This is a genomic window from Microbacterium paulum (genome assembly GCF_015707995.1).
Lineage (GTDB): Bacteria > Actinomycetota > Actinomycetes > Actinomycetales > Microbacteriaceae > Microbacterium > Microbacterium paulum.
Genome location: NZ_JAAGRY010000060.1, coordinates 1 through 19,275, shown reverse-complemented (window position 1 = coordinate 19,275; position 19,275 = coordinate 1). Strand labels below are relative to the sequence as shown.

Below are 19,275 nucleotides of genomic sequence, written 5' to 3'. Positions count from 1 at the left end.
CGCGGCGGCGCGCCGCGAGGCCGCCGGGCAGCTCGCGCTGCTGGCCGCCGCCGGGGTCGCGGGGGCCGATCCCGACGAGTGGTACGGCGTCGCGTCGCCCTCGAGCACGGGCCCGCTCTACGACCTCTCCGCCGAGCCCGCGCGGGTGTCGCCGTCGAAACTCGAGGCGATCGACGAGTGCCAGCTGAACTGGGTGATCGGCGATCTCGGCGGCGACGCGGGGAGTGTCGGCGCGGGGCTCGGCACGCTGCTGCACGCGGCGCTCGAACACGCCGAGGGTGCCGACGAAGACGCCCTGTGGGCGAGCGTCGAGGCGCGCTGGGGCGAGCTCGCGTTCGACGCCGCGTGGATCGAACGCACCGAGCGCACGCGGGCGCGTGACCTCATCGCCCGGCTCGGCCGCTACCTGCGCGACGCCGAAGCAGCGGGCACGACGCTGCTCGGCGCCGAACCGCACTTCGAACTCGAAGTTCCCGTGGCGGGCGCCGCGCACCCCGCCGTCATCAGCGGCACGATCGATCGCGTCGAGCTGACCGGCGACGGCACGGTCGTCATCGTCGACCTGAAGACCGGGCGCACGCAGGCCACCGGGCCCGCGGCGGCGGTGGGAAATCCGCAACTGAGCGCCTACCAGCTCGCCTTCGAGCAGGGCGCGATTCCGGCCGCGGCGGGGCTTCCTGCGGGCGGCGCCAAGTTGCTCGTGCTGAAGCCCACACGTGGTGCGCCGTACGCGACGCCCGGCCAGCCTCCGTTCGACGACGAGACCCGCGCCGCCTTCCTCGGCCGCATCGACGACGCCGTGCACGTCATGGGCGGCGCGCAGTTCCTGGCGCCCTACGAAGCGCACTGCCGCGACGACCACACGCACGGCCTGTGCCGCATCCACACGATCGGCCCGGTGAGCAGCTCATGACCGACCTCTCCACGCTCCCCTCGTCGGCCGGCATCGCCGCGCGCGCGATCTCACCGGAGATCTCACCCGAGGCGATCGCCGCGGCGCTCGGCCAGTTCCCCCCGACCCCCGAGCAGGCCGCCGTCATCGCCGCGCCGCTCGAGCCGGCGCTCGTGGTCGCCGGTGCCGGCAGCGGCAAGACCGAGACGATGGCCGGGCGGGTCGTGTGGCTCGTCGCGAACGGGCTCGTCCGCCGCGACGAGGTGCTCGGGCTGACCTTCACGCGTAAGGCGGCGGGCGAGCTCGCCGAGCGCATCCAACGCCGCCTCACCCGTCTCGGCGACTACGAGCGCCGCGGCCTGCTGCCGCACCTGGAACGGCTCTACCGCGCGAGTGCTCTCGAACCTCTCGGTCTGATCGAGCACAACGAGAGCGACCCGCGTGCTGCCGAGGCAGCCCGCCTCGCGGTGCTCGACGGGCTGCAGGCGCGCGTCGCGGCCGAGGCGGGAGGAGAGGCGGATGCCCGCGTGCGAGAGAGCCGGGGGGCGGGCGATGCCGGCGCTGTGGCATCCCCTGTGACAGCTTCCGGGGCATCCGACGCGGCGTCCGACGCCCTCCTGCACCGCCCGACCGTCGCGACGTACAACAGCTTCGCCGATCAGCTCGTGCGCGAAAACGCGGTGCGCATCGGCCGCGACCCCGAGTCGGTCGTGCTCAGCGAATCGGCCGCCTGGCTGCTGATGCGCAGCGTCGTGCACGCCTCCGATGACCCGGCACTCGAAGACGTGGACAGACGCCCCTCGACGATCATCGACGCGGCGCTCGCGTTGGCCCGCGACGCGGTCGACAACCTCGCCGACCTCGATGCCGTCGCCGCGTTCGCCGACGACCTCGGCGAGGTGCTCGAGCGTCCTGCGCGTCGGGGGACCGGCCCGCTCGCTCCCGTGCGCGACGCCGTGGCGCCGGTCGGGTGGCTGCCGCCGCTCACACGCCTCGCCCGCGAATACGACGCGCAGAAGCGCCGCCGCGGCCTCATCGACTTCTCCGATCAGGTCGCCGGGGCGCTGCAGATCGTGCGCGCCCATCCGTCGGTCGCCGAAGAGCTGCGGTCGCGCTATCGCGTCGTGCTGCTCGACGAGTACCAAGACACCTCGGTCGTGCAGAGCGACCTGCTCGGGGCGTTGTTCGCCGGAACGGCCGTGATGGCCGTCGGCGATCCGCATCAGTCGATCTACGGCTGGCGCGGCGCGAGCGCAGGTAACCTCGGCGGCTTCGCGGCGGCGTTCGCCCCCGCCGGCGGTGCGCACCACTTCTCGCTGCTCACGAGCTGGCGCAACAGCGAGCAGGTGCTGGCCGCAGCGGGCGCGGTACTGCAGCCGCTGACCGCCCGTACCCCCGTGCCGGTCGGGCAGCTCGTGGCGCGCCCGAAGGCGCCCGCCGGTCTCGTCGAGGTGACGTACGACGCCGACGTCGACGCCGAGGCCGACCGCGTCGCCGACTGGTTCGCCCGCGTGCGCGCCGAGCGCGCCGCCGCGGGGGAGCAGACGACGGGCGCGGTGCTCTTCCGCGCGAAGAAGCACATGGTGCGTTTCGCCGACGCGCTCGGGCGCCGTGGCATCCCGCATCGCATCCTCGGTCTCGGCGGCCTGCTTTCGACACCCGAGGTGGTCGACGTCGTCGCCGCGATCCGGGTGATCAGCGACCCCCGCGCGGGGTCGTCGCTCATCCGGCTGCTCAGCGGACCGCGGTGGGCGATCGGGGTGCCCGATCTGCGCGCGCTCGCGGCGCTCGCACGGCGCATCGCCCGCGCAGACGTCTCGCTGCGCTCGCTCGAGCCCGATGTCGTGAAACGGCTGCGCGACGCCGGCGACGAGGGCGCCTCGCTTACCGACGCGCTCGACTTCATCGGGCGGCAGGGCGACGACCACGGCTGGCTCGAGGGGTTCAGCGCCGCCGGGCGCACCCGCCTGCGCGAGGCATCGGCGGTGTTCGCGGGCCTACGCCGTGCGGCCGGGCTGCCCGTTCCCGAACTCGTGCGACTCATCGAGGTCGAGCTGCGCCTCGACATCGAGCTCGCCGTCAACGAGGCGCGCGGGCCCGCGCGGGTCGCGGGCGATCAGCTGCGCGCCTTCATCGACGAATTGCAGGGGTTCCTTGCCGCCGACGACAGCGGGTCGCTTCCCGCACTGCTCGCCTGGCTCGACCGTGCCGAACGCGCCGACGAGTTCGCCCCGCGCACCGAACCGCCCGAAGACGACGTGGTGCAGTTGCTCACGATCCACGGGTCGAAGGGGCTCGAGTGGGATGCCGTGGCCGTCGTCCGCGCTGTCGAAGACGAACTGCCCGCCAAACCCCGCGACGGGCTCGGCTGGCTGCGGTTCGGCGTGCTGCCCTACCCGTTCCGCGGTGACCGGGCATGGCTGCCCCGCCTGGCCTGGAGCGCCGACGAGGCGCCGACCCAGCACGACCTGCGCGATGCGTTGGATGCCTTCAAACAGGCCCTCGCCGCTCGCCAGCTCGACGAGGAGCGCCGCCTCGCCTACGTCGCGGTCACGCGCGCCCGCGACCGGCTGCTCGTGAGCGGGTCGGCGTGGTCGGGGACGAAGTCTGCGCGCCGCCCCGGAGTGTTCCTGGACGAGATCGCGGACGCGACGGCGGCGCCACTCGAGGTGCCCGACGACCTCGGCGAGAACCCCTACCTCGACCAGAGCCGGCTGCTGGCGTGGCCGATCGATCCGCTCGGCGCACGGCGGCAGGCCGTGATCGCCGCCGCCGAGCAGGTGCGACGGGCGCAGCACGAGGAGGCCGTCGATCCCTCGCGCGACCTCGCGCTGCTGCTCGCCGAACGCGCCGAGCGCGAGGCGGGGGCGCTGGCCGCAGCTCCCACCCGCATCCCCGCGTCGCGGTACAAGGACTTCGTCGCCGACTACGCCGGGGCGGTCGCCGCCTACGCGCTGCCGATGCCCGAGCGGCCCTACCGGCAGACGCGGCTCGGCACCCTCTTCCACTCGTGGGTCGAACAGCGTTCCGGCCTCGTCGGCGCGGGACCCTCACCCGACGACGCCCTGTGGGAGGGCGACGCCGACACCGACGCCGACGAACTGTCTGCCGCCGACGCGCAGGCGCTCGACGACCTGCGCGCGCACTTCCTCGCTTCGGAATGGGCCGACCTGCAGCCGATCGAGGTCGAGGTCGAGATCGACGTCGCTCTCGACGACCTGCTGCCGGATGAACCGCCGGGTCGCCCGCACATCGCGATCTGCAAGCTCGACGCCGTCTACCGGCGGGGGGAGCGGATCGAGATCGTGGACTGGAAGACGGGCCGTCCGCCGCGCACCGCGGTCGAGCGCGAGGAACGTCTGGCGCAGCTGCGCCTCTACCGCCGGGCGTACGAAGCGCGCTCGGGCGTTCCCGCCGAGCTGATCGACGTGGCCCTGTACTACGTCGCCGACGACCTGATCATCCGCGACTGACGCCCTGGGCCGCAGGGCGCCGCGGGTGCGGCGTGGCGCGGGTCGCCGCGCGGTGCGCCGCGGGTCAGACCGTGCCGGTCCAGCGGCGCAGGGCGTTCCGTGCCGCCGTGTCGAGTTCGGCGTCGCGCTCCGCGTCATCCGCAGTCACCTGCTCGTCGCCGCCCCGGTCTGCGCCGTCACGGCTGCCGTCGCGCGCGGGCGCACCCCCGGCGCCGGCATCCTCTGTTACTGCCGCGCCCTCGCGCGCACTGGCCGCCGTGCCGGAGGCGCCGTCGTCGAACGTGAGCCCCGACCATTCCGAGAGGTCGATCGGCACGGTGGCATCCGGGCCACTCTCGCGATCGGCCGGGCGCGCCTCTTTGTCGGCGAGGAAGCCGGCCAGGGTCTCGGGGTCGAACGTGTCGGTGTGCATCGACGTGTCGATCGCGGCGGCACCGAGGGCCGAGCCCCCGAGCGGCAGACGCTCGCTCGCCGCGATCGCGTCGTCGGCCGTGGTCGATTCGTGGGCGACGGCGGGCTGGTCGCGCATCGTGTCGTCGAGTGCGGTGAGCAGCGCGATCGCGTCGGCGACGATCTCTTCAGAGCCCACGGTCTGGCCGTGCACGAGCCAGCGCGCGAACTCGAGCTCGGCGTGCAGCCGCGCGCGCTCGGCGATCTGCGCATCGGGCGCGCGGTGCGAGGCGCGGGCGTAGGTGTCGAACACGTCGTCGCGGGCGGCCGGGGCAGACGCCGTCCAGCGCAGGTCGATCGCGGGGTCGCCGACCCCGAGTCCGCCCCACGTGAGCAGTCCGGTCACCTGCGGCACACCGTCGGCGTCGTCTTCGAACACGAACGAGGCCGGGTCGACGCCGCCGAGCACGACCGTCGTCTCGAAGCGCCACAGCGGGTCCGAGCCGAGCGCGGTGCTCCAGCGGCGCAGCAGACCGAAGGGGAGCAGTCCCGTGGCTTCGGCCGCATCGAGCAGCCGCTCGGCGTCGGCGCGCACCTCGTCGGCGGTGAGCATGGGCAGGCCGGCGTCGCGCACGACCGTCACAGGCAGGTCGTGCACTTGCGCCGTCGCGGTCGCCAGGGCGGTCGCGATGCCGCGCCCGGCGGGCACGTGCGCCGCGTCGACGCGATACCCCGGCAGCAGCGTCTGCACGAGAGCGAGGCGCCCGTCGACACGGGTCTCGCCGAGCACGTCGGGCGCTCCGAAGGGCAGCACCCCGCGCACACCCGCGGTGAGCGAGCGCAGCGCGCGCGCCTCGGCGACGAGGTCGGCGTCGGCGCCGTCGTCGACCGGCACGCGCACGACCACGCGCCTGCCGTCGTCGAGTTCGGCGATCGCGCTGTCGTACCTGCCCGACGTTCCCTCGCTCAGCGAGCCCACACCGGTCACCACGACGCGGGGCAGAGCCGACGTCACGGTCGCGGCTAGAGTGAGAGGAGAGCGTGCCATGCCCCCAGGTTAGGTCTGCCGTGCCTCCACGGCCCGCGCGCCACGCCCGGCAAGGAAGGTCCCGCATGCCTGAACACCGCGCCCCCGAGTCCCCGCCGCTCGCGCGCGCCGGCATCGACCGCGCCGCCGACGAGCGCTCCGTCGAGGGTCTCGTCGACCTGCTGCGCGGCGAGGCTGCGACGCGGGTCGTCGCGGTGCACGGCGATCGGGGGCTCGTCGAGGCATCCGGATCACGGCTGCACCTGCTCACCCCCGACGCCGTCGGTGCGGCGGCGGAATGGGCCTTTCTCGGCCGCGATGCGCAGCGCTCAGCAGTCCTGCTCGCGGTGACGGCGACGGATGCCGAGGCGCCCGCGGCGGCGGAACAGGCGGCCCAATGGCGTGCGCTCCGAGAGGTGGGCGGTGCGCTCGACCCGATCGATGCGGGCCTGCTCGTCGAGGCGGTCTCGCTCGGCCGCTGGCTCGTCGACGCGCCGTACTGCTCGGCATGCGGGGCGCGCACCGTCGTGCGTGCCGCGGGCTGGGCGCGGCATTGCCCCGCGTGCGGCCGTGAGCACTTTCCGCGCACCGACCCCGCGGTGATCGTGGCGGTGCAGTCGGCCGACGGTGAGCGGCTGCTGCTCGGCAAGAACGCGCTCTGGGCCGGTCGCAACATGTACTCGACGTTCGCGGGGTTCGTCGAGGCGGGCGAGTCGCTCGAGTCGACCGTCGCGCGCGAGGTGCTCGAAGAGGCCGGCATCGCCCTCACCGACGTGCGGTATCGCGGTTCGCAGTCGTGGCCCTACCCGCGTTCGCTGATGCTCGGCTTCCACGCGACCGCCGTTCCCGGCGCCGAGGCCCGGGGCGACGGCGAAGAGATCGTCGACGTGCGCTGGTTCGCTCGGGACGAGCTGGCTGAGGCTTTCGCGGCGCAGGCGCAGGATGCCGCGGGGGGAGCCGGGTTCGCGCTGCCGGGCCCGGCCTCGATCGCGCACCGCCTGATCCTCGACTGGGTGGAGCGCTCCGCGTGACGGGCGACGCCCTCGCGTCCCTCGACGAACAGCAGCGGGTCGCGGCATCGCTGCTGCGCGGCCCGGTGTGCGTACTCGCCGGCGCGGGGACCGGCAAGACCCGCGTGATCACGCATCGGATCGCCCACGGCGTCGACACGGGTGCGTATTCGCCCGGCCGCGTCATGGCGGTCACCTTCACGTCGAAGGCCGCGGGCGAGATGCGCGGGCGCCTCCGCGCGCTCGGGGTCGACGGCGTCGCGGCGCGCACGTTCCACGCGACCGCGCTTGCTCAGCTGAACTTCTTCTGGCCGCAAGTGGCGAACGACACCGCCCCCTCGATCATCGACAAGAAGGTGCGGGTGCTCGGTCAGGCCGCCGACGGCCTGCGCCTGCACCTCGACGCGGCGACGCTGCGCGATGTCGCCAGTCGCATCGAGTGGCGCAAGGTCGCCATGCGCACGATCGATCAGGATGCCGCGGCGCACCCGACGGGGCTCGGGAGCCTCGACGCGGGCGCTCTCGCCGACCTCATGCGCGCCTACGAGAAGGTGAAGGACGCGCGGCGTCAGCTCGACTTCGAAGACGTGCTGCTCGCGTGCGCGGGCATGCTCGAGTCGGAGCCCCGGGTCGCCGCAGCAGTGCACGAGCAGTACCGGCACCTCACGGTCGACGAGTTCCAAGACGTCTCGCCCGTGCAGCACCGACTGCTCGAGCTGTGGCTGGGCGACCGGCACGACATCTGCGTCGTCGGCGACCCGAGTCAGACGATCTATTCGTTCGCCGGCGCCGATCCGCGGTACCTGCTCGACTTCACCGACCGGCACCCCGATGCCGAGGTTGTGCGCCTCGAGCGCAACTACCGCTCCGACCCCGGCATCCTCACCGTCGCGAACGCGCTCATGCGCGGCCGCCCCGGCGCTCTGACCTTGACGAGTGCCCACGGCGGCGAGCCGGTGCCACCGGTCGCGACGGCCTACCCCGACGACACCGCCGAAGCAAACGGTGTGGCCGCCGCCGTGTCGGCGCAGATCGACGCGGGCATCTCGCCCGACGACATCGCGGTGCTCTACCGGGCCAACGCGCAGTCGGCGCCGCTCCTTGCGGCCCTCGCATCGCGAGGGATCGCGGCGAGTGTGCTCGGCGGCAAGCGGTTCTTCGACCTGCCCGAGGTGCGCCAAGCCGTGATGGCGTTGCGCGGGGCGTCGGTCGCGCCGGTCGAAACGTCGTTCCTCGCGACCGTGCGCGACATCCTCCGCGGTCTCGGCCTCACCGACGAGCCGCCGCCCGCCGGGGGAGCGCTGCGCGACGGCTGGGAGGCGCGCGCCGCCGTGCTGCGCCTCGCCGAAGAAGCCCCTGAGGGGACGACGCTGCGCGCCTTCACCGACCAGCTCATGGCGCGCGGGCGCGATCAGCACGAGCCGGCGCTGCGCACCGTCACCCTCGCGACCCTGCACGCGGCGAAGGGCCTCGAGTGGCCCCACGTTCACCTCGTCGGGCTGTCGGAGGGGCTGCTGCCGATCTCTTACGCGACCGGCTTCGAGCAGATCGACGAAGAGCGGCGTCTCGCCTACGTCGGTGTCACGCGGGCCGGGCGAACGCTGTCTCTGTCGTGGTCCGAGCAGGTCGGATCGTCGACGCAGGGCTCGGCGCGTCCGCGTCAGCGCTCGCGGTTCGTTCAGGAGATCGGCACAGGCAATCTGCGTGCGGGCGGTGCGCGCGCCACACGCGCCGCACGTCCGCGCAGCTGAGGGTCACCGACAGCGCCGTCGCGGAGACGGCGCCGGTGGATGCCGCGTGCAGCAGTCGCGCCGCGAGCACCGCCGCCTCGAGCACGAGCCCGGCGTCGGTGCGCACGCGCTCCCGTCCGATGAGTTGCGCGGCCACGAGAGGCCAGCTCTCATCGGCGTCGGTGCGGTGGGCGTGCAGGCACGTGAGGCATCCGGTGACACCCGGCACGACGAGGGGCCCCACCACGGCGCGGTCGCCGGCGAGTTCGATCGGCAGATGCGTGATGTCGGCGGCGAGCAGTGCCCCCGCGCGTCGCGGCTCGACGAGGCGGTCGGCGACGAGGATCATCGGCAGGGCGGGATCGGGGGCGTCGTGCCGCCAGCGGGTCATGCTCACCGCGTCGAGGCCGCCGGCCCGCAGGCCGTGGGCAAGAGCGTCGGCTTCGGCGAAGCTGATGTCGGCCGGGATCTCGGCCTGCGCGGGCAACGCGGTGGCCGGGGCCGGGGCGAGCGCCCCGCCGATCGTGGCGACGAATCGCGCCGCGTCGGCCTCGTTCGCGCCGAGGGTCCGGGCGAGCGGCAGGAGCATCGCGTCGGGGATGCCTTCGGTCAGCGCGTCGAGCAGCTGTTCCTGCCATGGGGCGACGTCGTCGACCCGCACCGACCCGTCGGGGCCGAGCTGCATGCTGGAATCGGTGCGCCACAGGGGCGGATGCGAAGGCGCGAGTCGGAGCATGCCCCGATCATGCCGCGCTGCCGGATGCCCCGCGCCGGCTGTCCACAGGGGAGGGTGACGTCACGGGGAATCGCCGCCCTGTGGAGGAGGCGATGACGGCGGGCGCCGCGCGGCGCCCGCCGACGTCTGCTCCGACAGGTCAGACGGGTCGGGGGTCGTCCGGAGCCGTGTCGCCGCCGTCCGCGGAATCTCCGCCGTCCGGGCCGTCGCCGGTCGCGGGCCCGTCACCGGCCTCATCGGCCGCCGCCTCGGCGAGCAGCGCGTCGAGGGCGTCGTCCATCGCGTCGCGGGGCGGCGCCTCGCCCGCTGCCCGTGCGCGCAGCCGCACGATGAGCCCGGCGGGGTCGTCGATGTCGCCGGGGCCCGGCATGAGGTCGGGGTAGTCCCACAGGCTGTCGCGCTCGGCGGCGCCGACGGCGTCGGTCACCGCACGCCACATCGCCGACGCCTCGCGCAGGCGCCGCGGGCGCAGTTCGAGGCCGACGAGCGAAGCCATGGCCTGCTCGGCGGGTCCGCCGACGGCGCGGCGGCGGCGCACGGCCTCGGCGATCTTCGGCGCCTCGGGCAGGCGGGCCGTGGCATCCGCCGTCACGACGTCGACCCAGCCCTCGATCGTCGCGAGCAGGTTCTCGAGGCGCGTGAGCGCCGCCTCTTGCGCGGGCGTGCGCTGGGGGAGGAGCGCCCCCGATTCGAGCAGCGAGCGCAGCTCTTCGGGCTGCGACGGGTCGAAGCGCGCGGCGAGGTCTTCGAGCGCCGACGTGTCGACGTGGATGCCTCGCGCGAAATCGGTCACCTGCGAGATCACGTGCAGCCGCAGCCATTTCGCGTGCCGGAACAGGCGCGCGTGCGCGAGCTCGCGCGTGGCGAGGTAGAGCGCCAGCTGGTCGTCGGTGACCTCGAGGTCGCGCCCGAAGTCGGCGAAGTTCTGCGGCAGGATCGCCGCGACGCCGTCGGGCATGAGCGGGATGCCGACATCCCCGCCCGAGACCACCTCGAGCGAGAGTCGACCGATCACGCCGCCCAGCTGTGCGGCGAACATCGACCCGCCGATGCGGCGCATGAACGCGCCGGCGCCGGCGACGAGCTGGCGCATCTCTTCGGGGGTCTGCTCGTCGAGCACCGAGGTGAGCGCCCCCGCGATCGAGTCGGCGACCGGCTCGGCGAGTTCCTGCCACACCGGCAGGGTCTGCTCGACCCACTGCCCGCGGGTGATCGCCACGGGCGGCGAGGCGAGGTCTGAGACCGTCGTCGCCTCGCTCAGCCACAGGGTCGCGAGGGCGAATGCCTGGTCGAACTCGGTGCGGTCGCCCGCGGTGATGCCGAGACCGTCGCGGTTGGCGAGGTGCAGCGCCTGGGTCTTCGCACCGCTCCAGTCGATGCCGTCGGGCGCACCGCCCGCGGCGGCGCTCTGCGTGAAGGCCGCCTGCATCTGCCCCATGATCTGCTGCAGCATCGCCGGATCGACGCCCATGCGCGAGAGCCCTTCGAGCTGCGCGGGGTCGATGCCCGCGCCACCCGCTCCGCCGAGCAGGTTGCGCAGCAGCTCTTGGAACTCGTCTTCGCCGGAGCGGTCGGGGTTCTCGTCGTCAGCCATGTCAGGCGCCTTTCAGCAGGCAGAAGTCGTCGCGTTCTACGCTAGTCGCACGGTCTCCGCCGCGGCGCGTCTCGCACCGCCGGTGAGGGGATCGTCTGTACGCCGATCGCGAACGACCGGCCGGAAGGGTCTGCCGTGGCACTGTTCGACGAGGGCACGACGATCGTGCCCGCGCCCCGCCGCCGCATGTCGCGCCGCACGACCGTGGGGGTCTGGGCCCTCACGGTCGCGCTGTTCGCGCTGCTCGCGCTCACGGTGCTGCCGACCTCGTTCGTGATCCAGCGCCCGGGGCCGGTCTTCAACACGCTCGGCTCGGTGCAGAACTCCGACGGCGACACCGTGCCGCTCATCTCGATCGACGGCGCGCAGACCTACCCGACCGCCGGAGCACTCGACCTGCTCACCGTGCAGGTCGTGGGCTCGCGCGAACGCACCCCGTCGTGGTTCGAGCTCGCCCTCGCCTGGTTCGACCCGTCGAAGGCGGTGCTGCCCCTCGACGACGTGTTCCCGGCGGGCCAGACCACCGAGCAGCGCGATCAAGAGAGCGCCGTCATGATGGTCGACTCGCAGAAAGAGGCGACCGCGGCCGCCCTCACCGAGCTCGGCTACGACGTCAAGCCGATGGTGCGGGTGTACTCGCTGACCGACGATTCCGCCGCTCAGGGCATCCTGCAGAAGGACGACGTCATCCGCGCGGCGAACGGCACGCCCATCACCGACACACCCGCGCTCCGCGAGATCATCAACGCCGGCGGGGGAGCCCCCGTCGTCCTCACCATCGAGCGCAACGGTCAGACGCTCGACGAGACCGTCACGCCGAAGCAGTCGACCTCGGACGGTGACACCGTCTGGCTCATCGGGGTGTCGACGATGCACGACTACGACTTCCCGATCCAGGTGACGATCCAGCTCGACAACGTCGGCGGGCCGTCGGCGGGCATGATGTTCGCCCTCGGCATCATCGACACCCTCACCGAGGGCGAGCTGAACGGCGGCGAGCAGGTCGCCGGCACCGGCACGATCGACGCCGCCGGCACGGTGGGCCCGATCGGCGGCATCCGCCAGAAGATGTACGGCGCCGTGGATGCCGGGGCGACGTGGTTCCTCGCGCCCGCCGACAACTGCGACGAGGTCGTCGGGCACATCCCCTCGGGTCTCCGCGTCTTCAAGGTGTCGACGCTCGACGACGCGCTCGACGCACTCAAGGCGATCCGCGGAGACGGCGAGGTCGACGCGCTGCCGACCTGCTCGTGAGCCTGGCACCGGGCGCTCCGGCAACGCCTTCGTAACGCTCTGCTGGGAATCCGCCCGAACGGCCCGCTCGCCGAGACGCCGCCGGGGCCGAGTCGCGCACCCGCGCCTAGGATGGTGGGGTGACCACGACCTCCGCGCCGAACCAGGCCACGCCGAATCCCGTCCGCAAAGCGATCGCGATCACGCTCGTCGTGATAGCCGTCATCGTGGTGGGCTTCTTCATCTTCGCGAGCCTGTATGCGGACTGGCTGTGGTTCGATCAGCTGGGCTTCACGGGTGTGCTGTGGACGCAGTGGACGGCGCGGGTCATCATGTTCCTCGTGGGCTTCGCCGCGATGGCGGTGCCCGTCTTCGCCGCGATCCAGCTCGCCTACCGGCTGCGCCCCGTCTACGCGAGGCTGAGCTCGCAGCTGGATCACTACCAAGAGGTCGTCGAGCCGCTGCGCCGGCTCGCGATGTGGGGCATCCCCGTCTTCTTCGGCTTCTTCGCCGGCTTCGCTGCCGCGGCGCAGTGGGAGACGGTGTGGCTGTGGGCGAACGGCGTCGACACCGGCACGACCGACCCGCAGTTCCAGATGGATGTCGGGTTCTACCTCTTCTCGCTGCCGTTCTTGTCGGCCGCGCTGGGCTTCGCCTCAGCCGTCATCCTCGTGTGCCTCGGCGTGACCGTGCTCGTCGCGTATCTCTACGGCTCGGTGCGGGTGGGGCAGCGCGAACTTCGCGTCTCGAAGGCCGCGCGCATCCAGCTCGCCGTGCTCGCCGGGCTCTACCTGCTGGTGCAGGCCGCGAGCCTCTGGCTCGATCGCTACAAGACGCTCACGAAGCAGGGTGACCGGATCACCGGCGCGAGCTACGTCGACGACCACGCCATCATTCCCGGCCTCACGATCCTCGCGATCGCCGCGATCATCGTCGCGCTCGCCTTCTTCGTGACGGCCGTCATCGGCCGCTGGCGTTTTCCGCTGATCGGCGCGGGGCTTCTCATCGTGTCGTCGATCGTCGTGGGCATCGCCTACCCGTGGGTGCTCTACAACATCTCGGTGCGCCCCAACCAAGAGACGCTCGAGAGTCCCTACTACCAGCGGAACATCGACGCGACGAAGGTCGCCTACGGCATCGACGGCCTGCAGAAGAGCGACTTCCAGGCCGTCACCGACGCCGAGCCCGGCCAGTTGCGCGCCGACGCCGAGACCACGGCATCCATCCGCATCATGGACCCCGCGATCATCTCGCCGACCGTCCGCCAGCTCGAGCAGTACCGCTCGTACTACAAGTTCACTGATCCGCTCGACGTCGACCGCTACCAGATCGACGGTCAGTCGCAAGACACGGTCGTCTCGGTGCGCGAGCTGAACCTCGACCAGCTGGGTCAGGCCGCGTCGTGGTACAACACGACCCTCGTCTACACGCACGGCTACGGCATGGTCGCCGCGAAGGGCAACGCCCGCACGAGCGACGGCAACCCCGTGTTCGTCGAGCGCGGCATCCCGACCGCGGGCGACCTCACCAACAGCGAGAACTACGAGCCGCGCATCTACTTCGGCGAGTCGTCGCCGACGTACTCGATCGTCGGTGCCCCCGAGGGTTCGGCCGACATCGAGCTCGACTACCCGCGCGGCACCGGTGAGTCGGCGCAGACCAAGACGACCTTCTCCGGCAACGGCGGTCCGAACATCGGCAACCCGTTCAACCGGCTGATCTACTCGCTCAAGTTCCAGTCGACCGACATCCTCTTCTCCGACGGCATCAACCAGGACTCGCAGATCCTGTACGACCGCAACCCGATCGACCGCGTGCAGAAGGTCGCGCCCTACCTCGAGCTCGACAACGACCCGTACCCGTCGGTCGTCGACGGCCGGATCGTCTGGATCATCGACGGTTACACGCTGAGCGCCAACTACCCGTACTCGTCGATCGTGAGCCTGCGCGACGCGATCAGCGACACGACCAACACGACGCCGCGGGTCGCCCTCGACGACGTGAACTACATCCGCAACTCGGTCAAGGCCACCGTCGACGCCTACGACGGCTCGGTGACCCTCTACGCGTGGGACGAGACCGACCCGCTGCTGCAGGCATGGCAGAAGGTCTACCCCTCGACGCTCAAGCCGATCGCCGACATGAGCGGTGACCTCATGAGCCACGTGCGCTACCCGACCGACCTGTTCAAGGTGCAGCGCGCGATGCTCGGCACCTACCACGTCGACGACGCGCAGTCGTTCTACCAGCGCGACAACGCGTGGAAGACGCCGGATGACCCGACGCAGTCGAACCCCGTGCTGCAGCCGCCGTACTACCTGACCATGAAGATGCCCGGGCAGGACGCCCCGAGCTATTCGATGTTCACGACGTTCATCCCGGGCGGCGAAGACACCCGCAACGTGCTGATGGGCTACCTCTCGGTCGACGCCGATGCGGGGTCGGAGAAGGGCGTGAAGAGCGCCAACTACGGCAAGCTGCGCATGCTCGAGATCAACGCCGAGACGCCCGTGCCCGGCCCCGGTCAGGTGCAGAACACGTTCAACTCCGAGCCGAGCGTGTCGGCGTTCATCAACATCCTCAAGCAGGGTCAGTCCGAGGTGCTCAACGGCAACCTGCTGACGCTGCCGGTGGGTGGCGGCCTGCTCTACGTGCAGCCGGTGTTCGTGCAGTCGTCCGGTTCGACGAAGCTGCCGACGCTGCAGAAGATCCTCGTCGCCTTCGGCAACGACGTCGCGTTCGAAGACACCCTGCAGGGCGCCCTCGACGCGCTCTTCGGCGGCGACTCGGGAGCCTCGACGGGCGACAACAACGTGACGCCCACGCCGAGCCCCAGCGCATCGGGCGAACCCGGCACCGGCGAGACGGGCGGCTCGGGCAACGACGTCGCCAAGCAGGCGGCGCTGAAAGACGCCCAGCAGGCGATGCTCGACCGCGATGCGGCGCTCAAGGCCGGCGACCTGACGAAGTTCGCCGAGGCCGACGCGCGCCTCACCGCCGCCGTGCAGAAGCTGCTCGCCCTGAACGGCACCGGCAACTGACGCCTGTCGCCCCCGCCACCGTCCTCGCTTACGGGCGGGGGCGGCGGCGGTGGCTCACTCGGTGAGCAGCCACCACCAGATCAACAGCAGCGTCACGGCGAAGCCGGTGAACTGGTTGAGCCACAGAAAGCGGTCCCAGCCACGCGTGGCGGCGGTGGCCTCGGCATCCGGCACCGAACGGTACGGCCACACCGTCACGAGGTAGGGCACCGCGAGCAGAGCCGCGAGGGGACCCGGCCACAGGGTGCCGAGCATGACGAGACCGGCGAGGGCGTAGGCCACGAGCGAGAAGCGCACGGTGCGCGCGGCGCCGAACGCGGTCGCGATCGACGAGATGTGCGCCTCGCGATCGGCGACGACGTCTTGCACGGCGCCGAACGCGTGCGAGGCGACGCCCCACAGTGCGAACGCGAGAATGATCGCGACGAGCGGCCACGTCCACGTCGCGCCGGCGAGCACCAGGCCGTACACGGCGGGGGAGAAGAAGTGGACGCTGCTGGTGATCGAATCGGCGACGGGCCGCTCTTTCAGGCGCAGCGGCGGCGCGGAGTAGAACGCGACGAAGAAGAGGCTGAGCGCCAGCACGAGCCACGAGGCGGGCGAGCCGACCGCCACGAGGAACACGACGAACGGCAGGCACGTCAGCGCCGCCGCCCACAGCGTGACGCGGTGCAGGCGACGGTCGAGCACAGCACCGTGCGCGCCGCCCTTGCGGGGGTTCCGCAGATCCGACTCGTAGTCGAATACGTCGTTGATGCCGTACATCGCGAGGTTGTAGGGCACGAGGAAGAACAGCGTACCCACGATGAGCACTGCGTCGACCTGACGCGTGGTCATGAGGTATGCGGCGGCGAACGGGTAGGCCGTGTTGATCCAGCTGACTGGACGCGACGACACGAACAACTGCCGCAGCACGCTGCCGCCGCTCACGGTTGTTCCTCGATCCCGCGCGGCGTGAGCAGGCACCGCACCGCCGGAACCAAGAACGCGGCGCCCAGCGGATACGAGAAGTCTTCGATCGGCGCGAGCCCGATGCGGATGCCGCTGATGAGGTGCTCGGGGTAGGTGAACAGGTCGGCGGCGATCATCACGTTGTCGAAGATCGCGGTCAGCACGATCAGCACGATAGCCGCCCATGCCGATGCGCGCATACGATCGGCGAAGCCCGGCCGGCGCCCCGTCGCGACGGTCACGACGGCGGCGAGCACGAGGAACGGCACCGTCAGCAGGGTGTACATCAGCGGGCCCCGCTCTCGCGCGCCGCGCGGCGCCGCACGCGGAACCGAAGGGCCGCCGCATGGGCGACGAGGGCGAGATGGCACAGGAACGCGAGGAACACCGGCTCTTCGACGGGCAGGTGCGGGAAGAGTTCGACGCCGAGCAGCAGCGGACTGCCGCCGCGCACGAAGACGCCTGCGGCGATGCCCACGGCATCCCACACCACGAAGAACACCGTGCCGATCGCGATCGCGAGAGCCGACGGCACAGGAGCCGCCCACAGGGCGAGACGGTACCGCGCGTCGAGCGTCAGCATGCCGGCGAACGACACCAGCAGGGCGATGAGGTAGACCCCCGGCACGTCAGGCGCCCGCCGCGGCGGGCTCGGCGAGCCGCGCCGCGCTCGTGTCGCCGCGCAGCCGCTTGGCGACCAGCTCCGCCGAGATGAGGCACATCGGCAGGCCGATGCCGGGGAGCACCGACGTGCCGGCGTAGAGCAGGCCGTCGACGCGCCGCGAGGCGTTCCGCGGTCGGAAGACCGCGCTCTGGCGGAGGGTGTGCGCGAGTCCGAGCGCGCCCCCGCGCCACGCACCCAGGTCGCTCTCGAAGTCGGCGGGCGCGATCGTGCGACGCACGCGCACGCGTGCCGCGAGATCGGGAATGCCCGCCCAGTCGGCGATCTGCGCGATCACGCGATCGGCGGCCGCCTCGATCGTGGGACTGCCCGCCCCGTCTTCGCCGCCGTGGCCGAGCGACGGGTCGGCGGGCATGGGCACGAGCACGAAGAGGTTCTCGCTGCCCGCGGGCGCCACCGTCGCATCGGTCGCCGAGGGGCGGCAGACGTAGACCGATGCCGGATCGGGAATACGCGTCTCGCGACCGAAGATGTCGTCGAAGTTCTGCGTCCAGTCCGCGGCGAACAGCAACGTATGGTGCGCGAGCTGGGGCAGCTCTCCGTCGACGCCGAGCAGGATCAGGAGCGCGCCCGGTCCGGGATTGCGGCGCTCCCACCACCGCTCCGGGTACGTGCGCTCGGCCGGGGTGGCGAGCAGCTCCGTCTCGGTGCGGTGCAGGTCGGCGGTCGACACGACGATGTCGGCGGGGTGTTCGCTGCCGTCGGCGAGGCGCACGCCGCGCGCGGCGCCACCGGCGACGAGGATGCGTTCGACCGGGGCATCCGTGCGGATCGTCACGCCTTCGGCCTCGGCGAGCCGCGCGATCGCGGCGATCACCTCGGTGAACCCGCCGCGGGGATAGAGCACACCCTCGTCGAGATCGAGGCGGCTCATGAGGTGGTAGAGCGCGGGCGCCGTGGCGGGGGATGCTCCGAGGAAGACCGCGGGATACCCGAGGATCTGCCGCAGCACCGGGTCGTCGAACCGGCGCGCGACGTGGCTCTCGAGTGAGCGGGTGAGGAGCGGGGCGAGTTGCGGCAGGCGCCGCACCACCTCGCGGTCGCGGAGGCCCGCGGTGCCCTGGTAGGTGTCGTAGAGGAACTTCGACACGGCGAGCTCGTACGCCTCACCGGCCGAGTCGAGGTAGGCGTCGAGCCGCGCGCCGGAGCCCGGCTCGCGCTGCTCGAAGAGCGCCCGGATCTCGTCGCGGCCCGAGACGACGTCGACCGGCGCAGAGGGCGCCCCGTCCGTGGGCTCGGGGTAGACACGGTACGCAGGGGTCAGCGGCACGAGGTCGAGCTCGGCGTCGGCCGTCGTGCCCAGCAGACGGAAGAAGTGCTCGAACACTTCGGGCATGAGGTACCAGCTCGGCCCCGTGTCGAAGCGGAATCCGTCACGCTCCCACGACCCCGCACGCCCGCCGAGATCGGCGCGCGCCTCGAACAGCGTGACCTCCCATCCGTCGCGCGCGAGGAGCGCCGCCGTGGCAAGCCCCGCGATGCCGCCGCCGACGACGGCGGCAGACCCGGTCACGAGGCGCTCCGGCGGGGCGGACGCCGCGCGATCGCCCGGGCCGCGATGGTCGCCTTCACCGGGGTCGGCACCGACACGCGCACCTCGTCGCGGTCGTCGTCGCGCAGCCGGTGCGCGAGCTCTGCGAACAGTCCGTGCGCCGTCGTGACGGCGCGCCGGCAGTCGGCGGGCAGGCGCGGAATCGCCAGCGCCGCGACGTCGAGGTCGCTCTCGATGCGGGCGAGCACGGCGTCGCGCGACTCGTCGTCGTCGATGCCGAGGTAGTCGCGACCGAGCCGCCCGCGGTCGTCGGCCCGGTCGCGCAGGAAGTTGACGTCTTGGAAGGCGGCGCCCAGGCGCCTCGCCCCGTCGACGAGGTCGGGGGTGGGCGCTGTCGGCACGGCGCGGCCCGCGTTGACGAACACCTGCAGGCACATGAGGCCGACGACCTCGGCCGAACCGTAGACGTACGCGTCGTGCGACTGCGCGTCGTGCTCGGTGCGGGTCAGGTCGGTGCGCATCGACGCGAAGAACGGCCGGATCAGCTCTGCGTCGATGCCGCACTCCCGCGCGGCGAGCGCGAAAGCGTGCACGATGAGGTTGGTGCTGAACCCGCGGGCGATCGCGGTCAACGTCTCCGCTTCGAACTCGTCGAGCAGCAGACGCTGCGTCGCGGCGGGCACGTGTGCCTGTTCGGCGGCACCGTCGACGATCTCGTCGGCGACGCGCACGAGCGCGTACACGCTCCGCACGTGCGTGCGCACGCGGGGTCCGAGCAGTCGGCAGGCGAGGGCGAACGAGGTGGAATAGGCGGTGATGACGGATGCCGCGGCATCCTGAGCACACCGGTCGTAGAGCGTCGTCGTCACGGGATGCGCACCTCGATGGCGGTCGCGATGTCGGCGAGCAGCGCGACGGCGGGCGCGGGCAGGTCGGGTGAGGCGGCTCGGCTGCGCGCCCGCTGCAGGGCGTCGCCGACGAGCACCACGACCTCGTCGCGGGCGCCGCTCGCCTCGAGCTCGCG

At 72.2% G+C, this 19,275-nt stretch carries 13 protein-coding genes; 6 read left to right on the top strand and 7 right to left on the bottom strand.

Translation table 11 applies throughout. From position 1 onward, the window contains the following. Both G3N18_RS12965 and G3N18_RS12960 read left to right on the top strand, forming a co-directional pair. On the top strand, positions 1 to 913 hold a 913-nt coding region (locus tag G3N18_RS12965; protein WP_196384699.1), incomplete at its 5' end, for a RecB family exonuclease. Further along, positions 910 to 4,365 carry an ATP-dependent DNA helicase gene (locus tag G3N18_RS12960; protein WP_196384698.1) on the top strand — a complete coding sequence of 1,152 codons (3,456 nt, stop codon included), beginning with the start codon at positions 910 to 912 and terminating at the stop codon, positions 4,363 to 4,365. The genes G3N18_RS12965 and G3N18_RS12960, both read left to right, overlap by 4 nt. 64 nt (positions 4,366 to 4,429) lie before the next feature. Here G3N18_RS12960 and G3N18_RS12955 read toward each other — a convergent pair whose 3' ends face one another. Continuing rightward, positions 4,430 to 5,803, bottom strand: a complete 1,374-nt coding sequence (locus G3N18_RS12955) for a phosphotransferase (protein ID WP_196384697.1) — start codon at positions 5,801 to 5,803, stop codon at positions 4,430 to 4,432. A 65-nt stretch (positions 5,804 to 5,868) separates the two neighbouring features. On the opposite strand from G3N18_RS12955, the gene nudC reads away from it, so the two are divergent. Both nudC and G3N18_RS12945 read left to right on the top strand, forming a co-directional pair. Next, positions 5,869 to 6,813 (top strand): NAD(+) diphosphatase, encoded by a 945-nt coding sequence (nudC, locus tag G3N18_RS12950; protein ID WP_196384696.1) that lies wholly within the window; start codon positions 5,869 to 5,871, stop codon positions 6,811 to 6,813. Next, the gene (locus G3N18_RS12945) at positions 6,810 to 8,543 is read left to right on the top strand and encodes a UvrD-helicase domain-containing protein (RefSeq protein WP_196384695.1); all 1,734 of its coding nucleotides are present in this window, start codon (positions 6,810 to 6,812) and stop codon (positions 8,541 to 8,543) included. The genes nudC and G3N18_RS12945 overlap by 4 nt, the downstream gene beginning before the upstream one ends. Positions 8,544 to 9,397: 854 nt before the next feature. Here the strand turns inward: G3N18_RS12945 and G3N18_RS12940 are convergent. After that, positions 9,398 to 10,852 (bottom strand): zinc-dependent metalloprotease, encoded by a 1,455-nt coding sequence (locus tag G3N18_RS12940; protein WP_196384694.1) that lies wholly within the window; start codon positions 10,850 to 10,852, stop codon positions 9,398 to 9,400. A 135-nt stretch (positions 10,853 to 10,987) separates the two neighbouring features. Here G3N18_RS12940 and G3N18_RS12935 point away from each other — a divergent pair, with 135 nt between their 5' ends. Together G3N18_RS12935 and G3N18_RS12930 are read left to right on the top strand one after the other, a co-directional pair. Beyond that, positions 10,988 to 12,106, top strand: a complete 1,119-nt coding sequence (locus G3N18_RS12935) for a S16 family serine protease (protein ID WP_196384693.1) — start codon at positions 10,988 to 10,990, stop codon at positions 12,104 to 12,106. A 119-nt stretch (positions 12,107 to 12,225) separates the two neighbouring features. Beyond that, a complete protein-coding gene (locus G3N18_RS12930; protein ID WP_196384692.1) occupies positions 12,226 to 15,126 on the top strand; it encodes a UPF0182 family protein in 2,901 nt (966 codons plus the stop codon). Between the two features lie 54 nt (positions 15,127 to 15,180). Here G3N18_RS12930 and G3N18_RS12925 read toward each other — a convergent pair whose 3' ends face one another. From G3N18_RS12925 to G3N18_RS12905, 5 genes are read right to left on the bottom strand one after another with little or no spacing between them, the layout of a single operon-like run. Next, positions 15,181 to 16,056 carry a prenyltransferase gene (locus G3N18_RS12925; RefSeq protein WP_338038577.1) on the bottom strand — a complete coding sequence of 292 codons (876 nt, stop codon included), beginning with the start codon at positions 16,054 to 16,056 and terminating at the stop codon, positions 15,181 to 15,183. Then, on the bottom strand, positions 16,053 to 16,364 hold the full coding sequence (locus G3N18_RS12920) for a lycopene cyclase domain-containing protein (RefSeq protein ID WP_338038576.1): 312 nt from the start codon (positions 16,362 to 16,364) through the stop codon (positions 16,053 to 16,055). Before G3N18_RS12920 ends, G3N18_RS12925 begins: the two co-directional genes overlap by 4 nt. After that, positions 16,364 to 16,705, bottom strand: coding sequence for a lycopene cyclase domain-containing protein (locus G3N18_RS12915; protein ID WP_196384691.1), 342 nt, complete (start codon positions 16,703 to 16,705; stop codon positions 16,364 to 16,366). The genes G3N18_RS12920 and G3N18_RS12915 overlap by 1 nt, the downstream gene beginning before the upstream one ends. Before the next feature lies 1 nt (position 16,706). Next, positions 16,707 to 18,272, bottom strand: coding sequence for a phytoene desaturase family protein (gene crtI, locus G3N18_RS12910; RefSeq protein ID WP_196384690.1), 1,566 nt, complete (start codon positions 18,270 to 18,272; stop codon positions 16,707 to 16,709). After that, positions 18,269 to 19,120: a squalene/phytoene synthase family protein gene (locus tag G3N18_RS12905; RefSeq protein ID WP_196384689.1), complete on the bottom strand. Its 852-nt coding sequence runs from the start codon at positions 19,118 to 19,120 to the stop codon at positions 18,269 to 18,271. Before G3N18_RS12905 ends, crtI begins: the two co-directional genes overlap by 4 nt. Positions 19,121 to 19,275 lie beyond the last annotated feature (155 nt).

Coding starts and splice junctions, on each gene's coding strand:
- G3N18_RS12920 (WP_338038576.1), bottom strand. CDS start 16,364: ATGTACACCCTGCTGACGGTGCCGTTCCTCGTGCTCGCCGCCGTCGTG.
- nudC (WP_196384696.1), top strand. CDS start 5,869: ATGCCTGAACACCGCGCCCCCGAGTCCCCGCCGCTCGCGCGCGCCGGC.
- G3N18_RS12955 (WP_196384697.1), bottom strand. CDS start 5,803: ATGGCACGCTCTCCTCTCACTCTAGCCGCGACCGTGACGTCGGCTCTG.
- G3N18_RS12960 (WP_196384698.1), top strand. CDS start 910: ATGACCGACCTCTCCACGCTCCCCTCGTCGGCCGGCATCGCCGCGCGC.
- G3N18_RS12940 (WP_196384694.1), bottom strand. CDS start 10,852: ATGGCTGACGACGAGAACCCCGACCGCTCCGGCGAAGACGAGTTCCAA.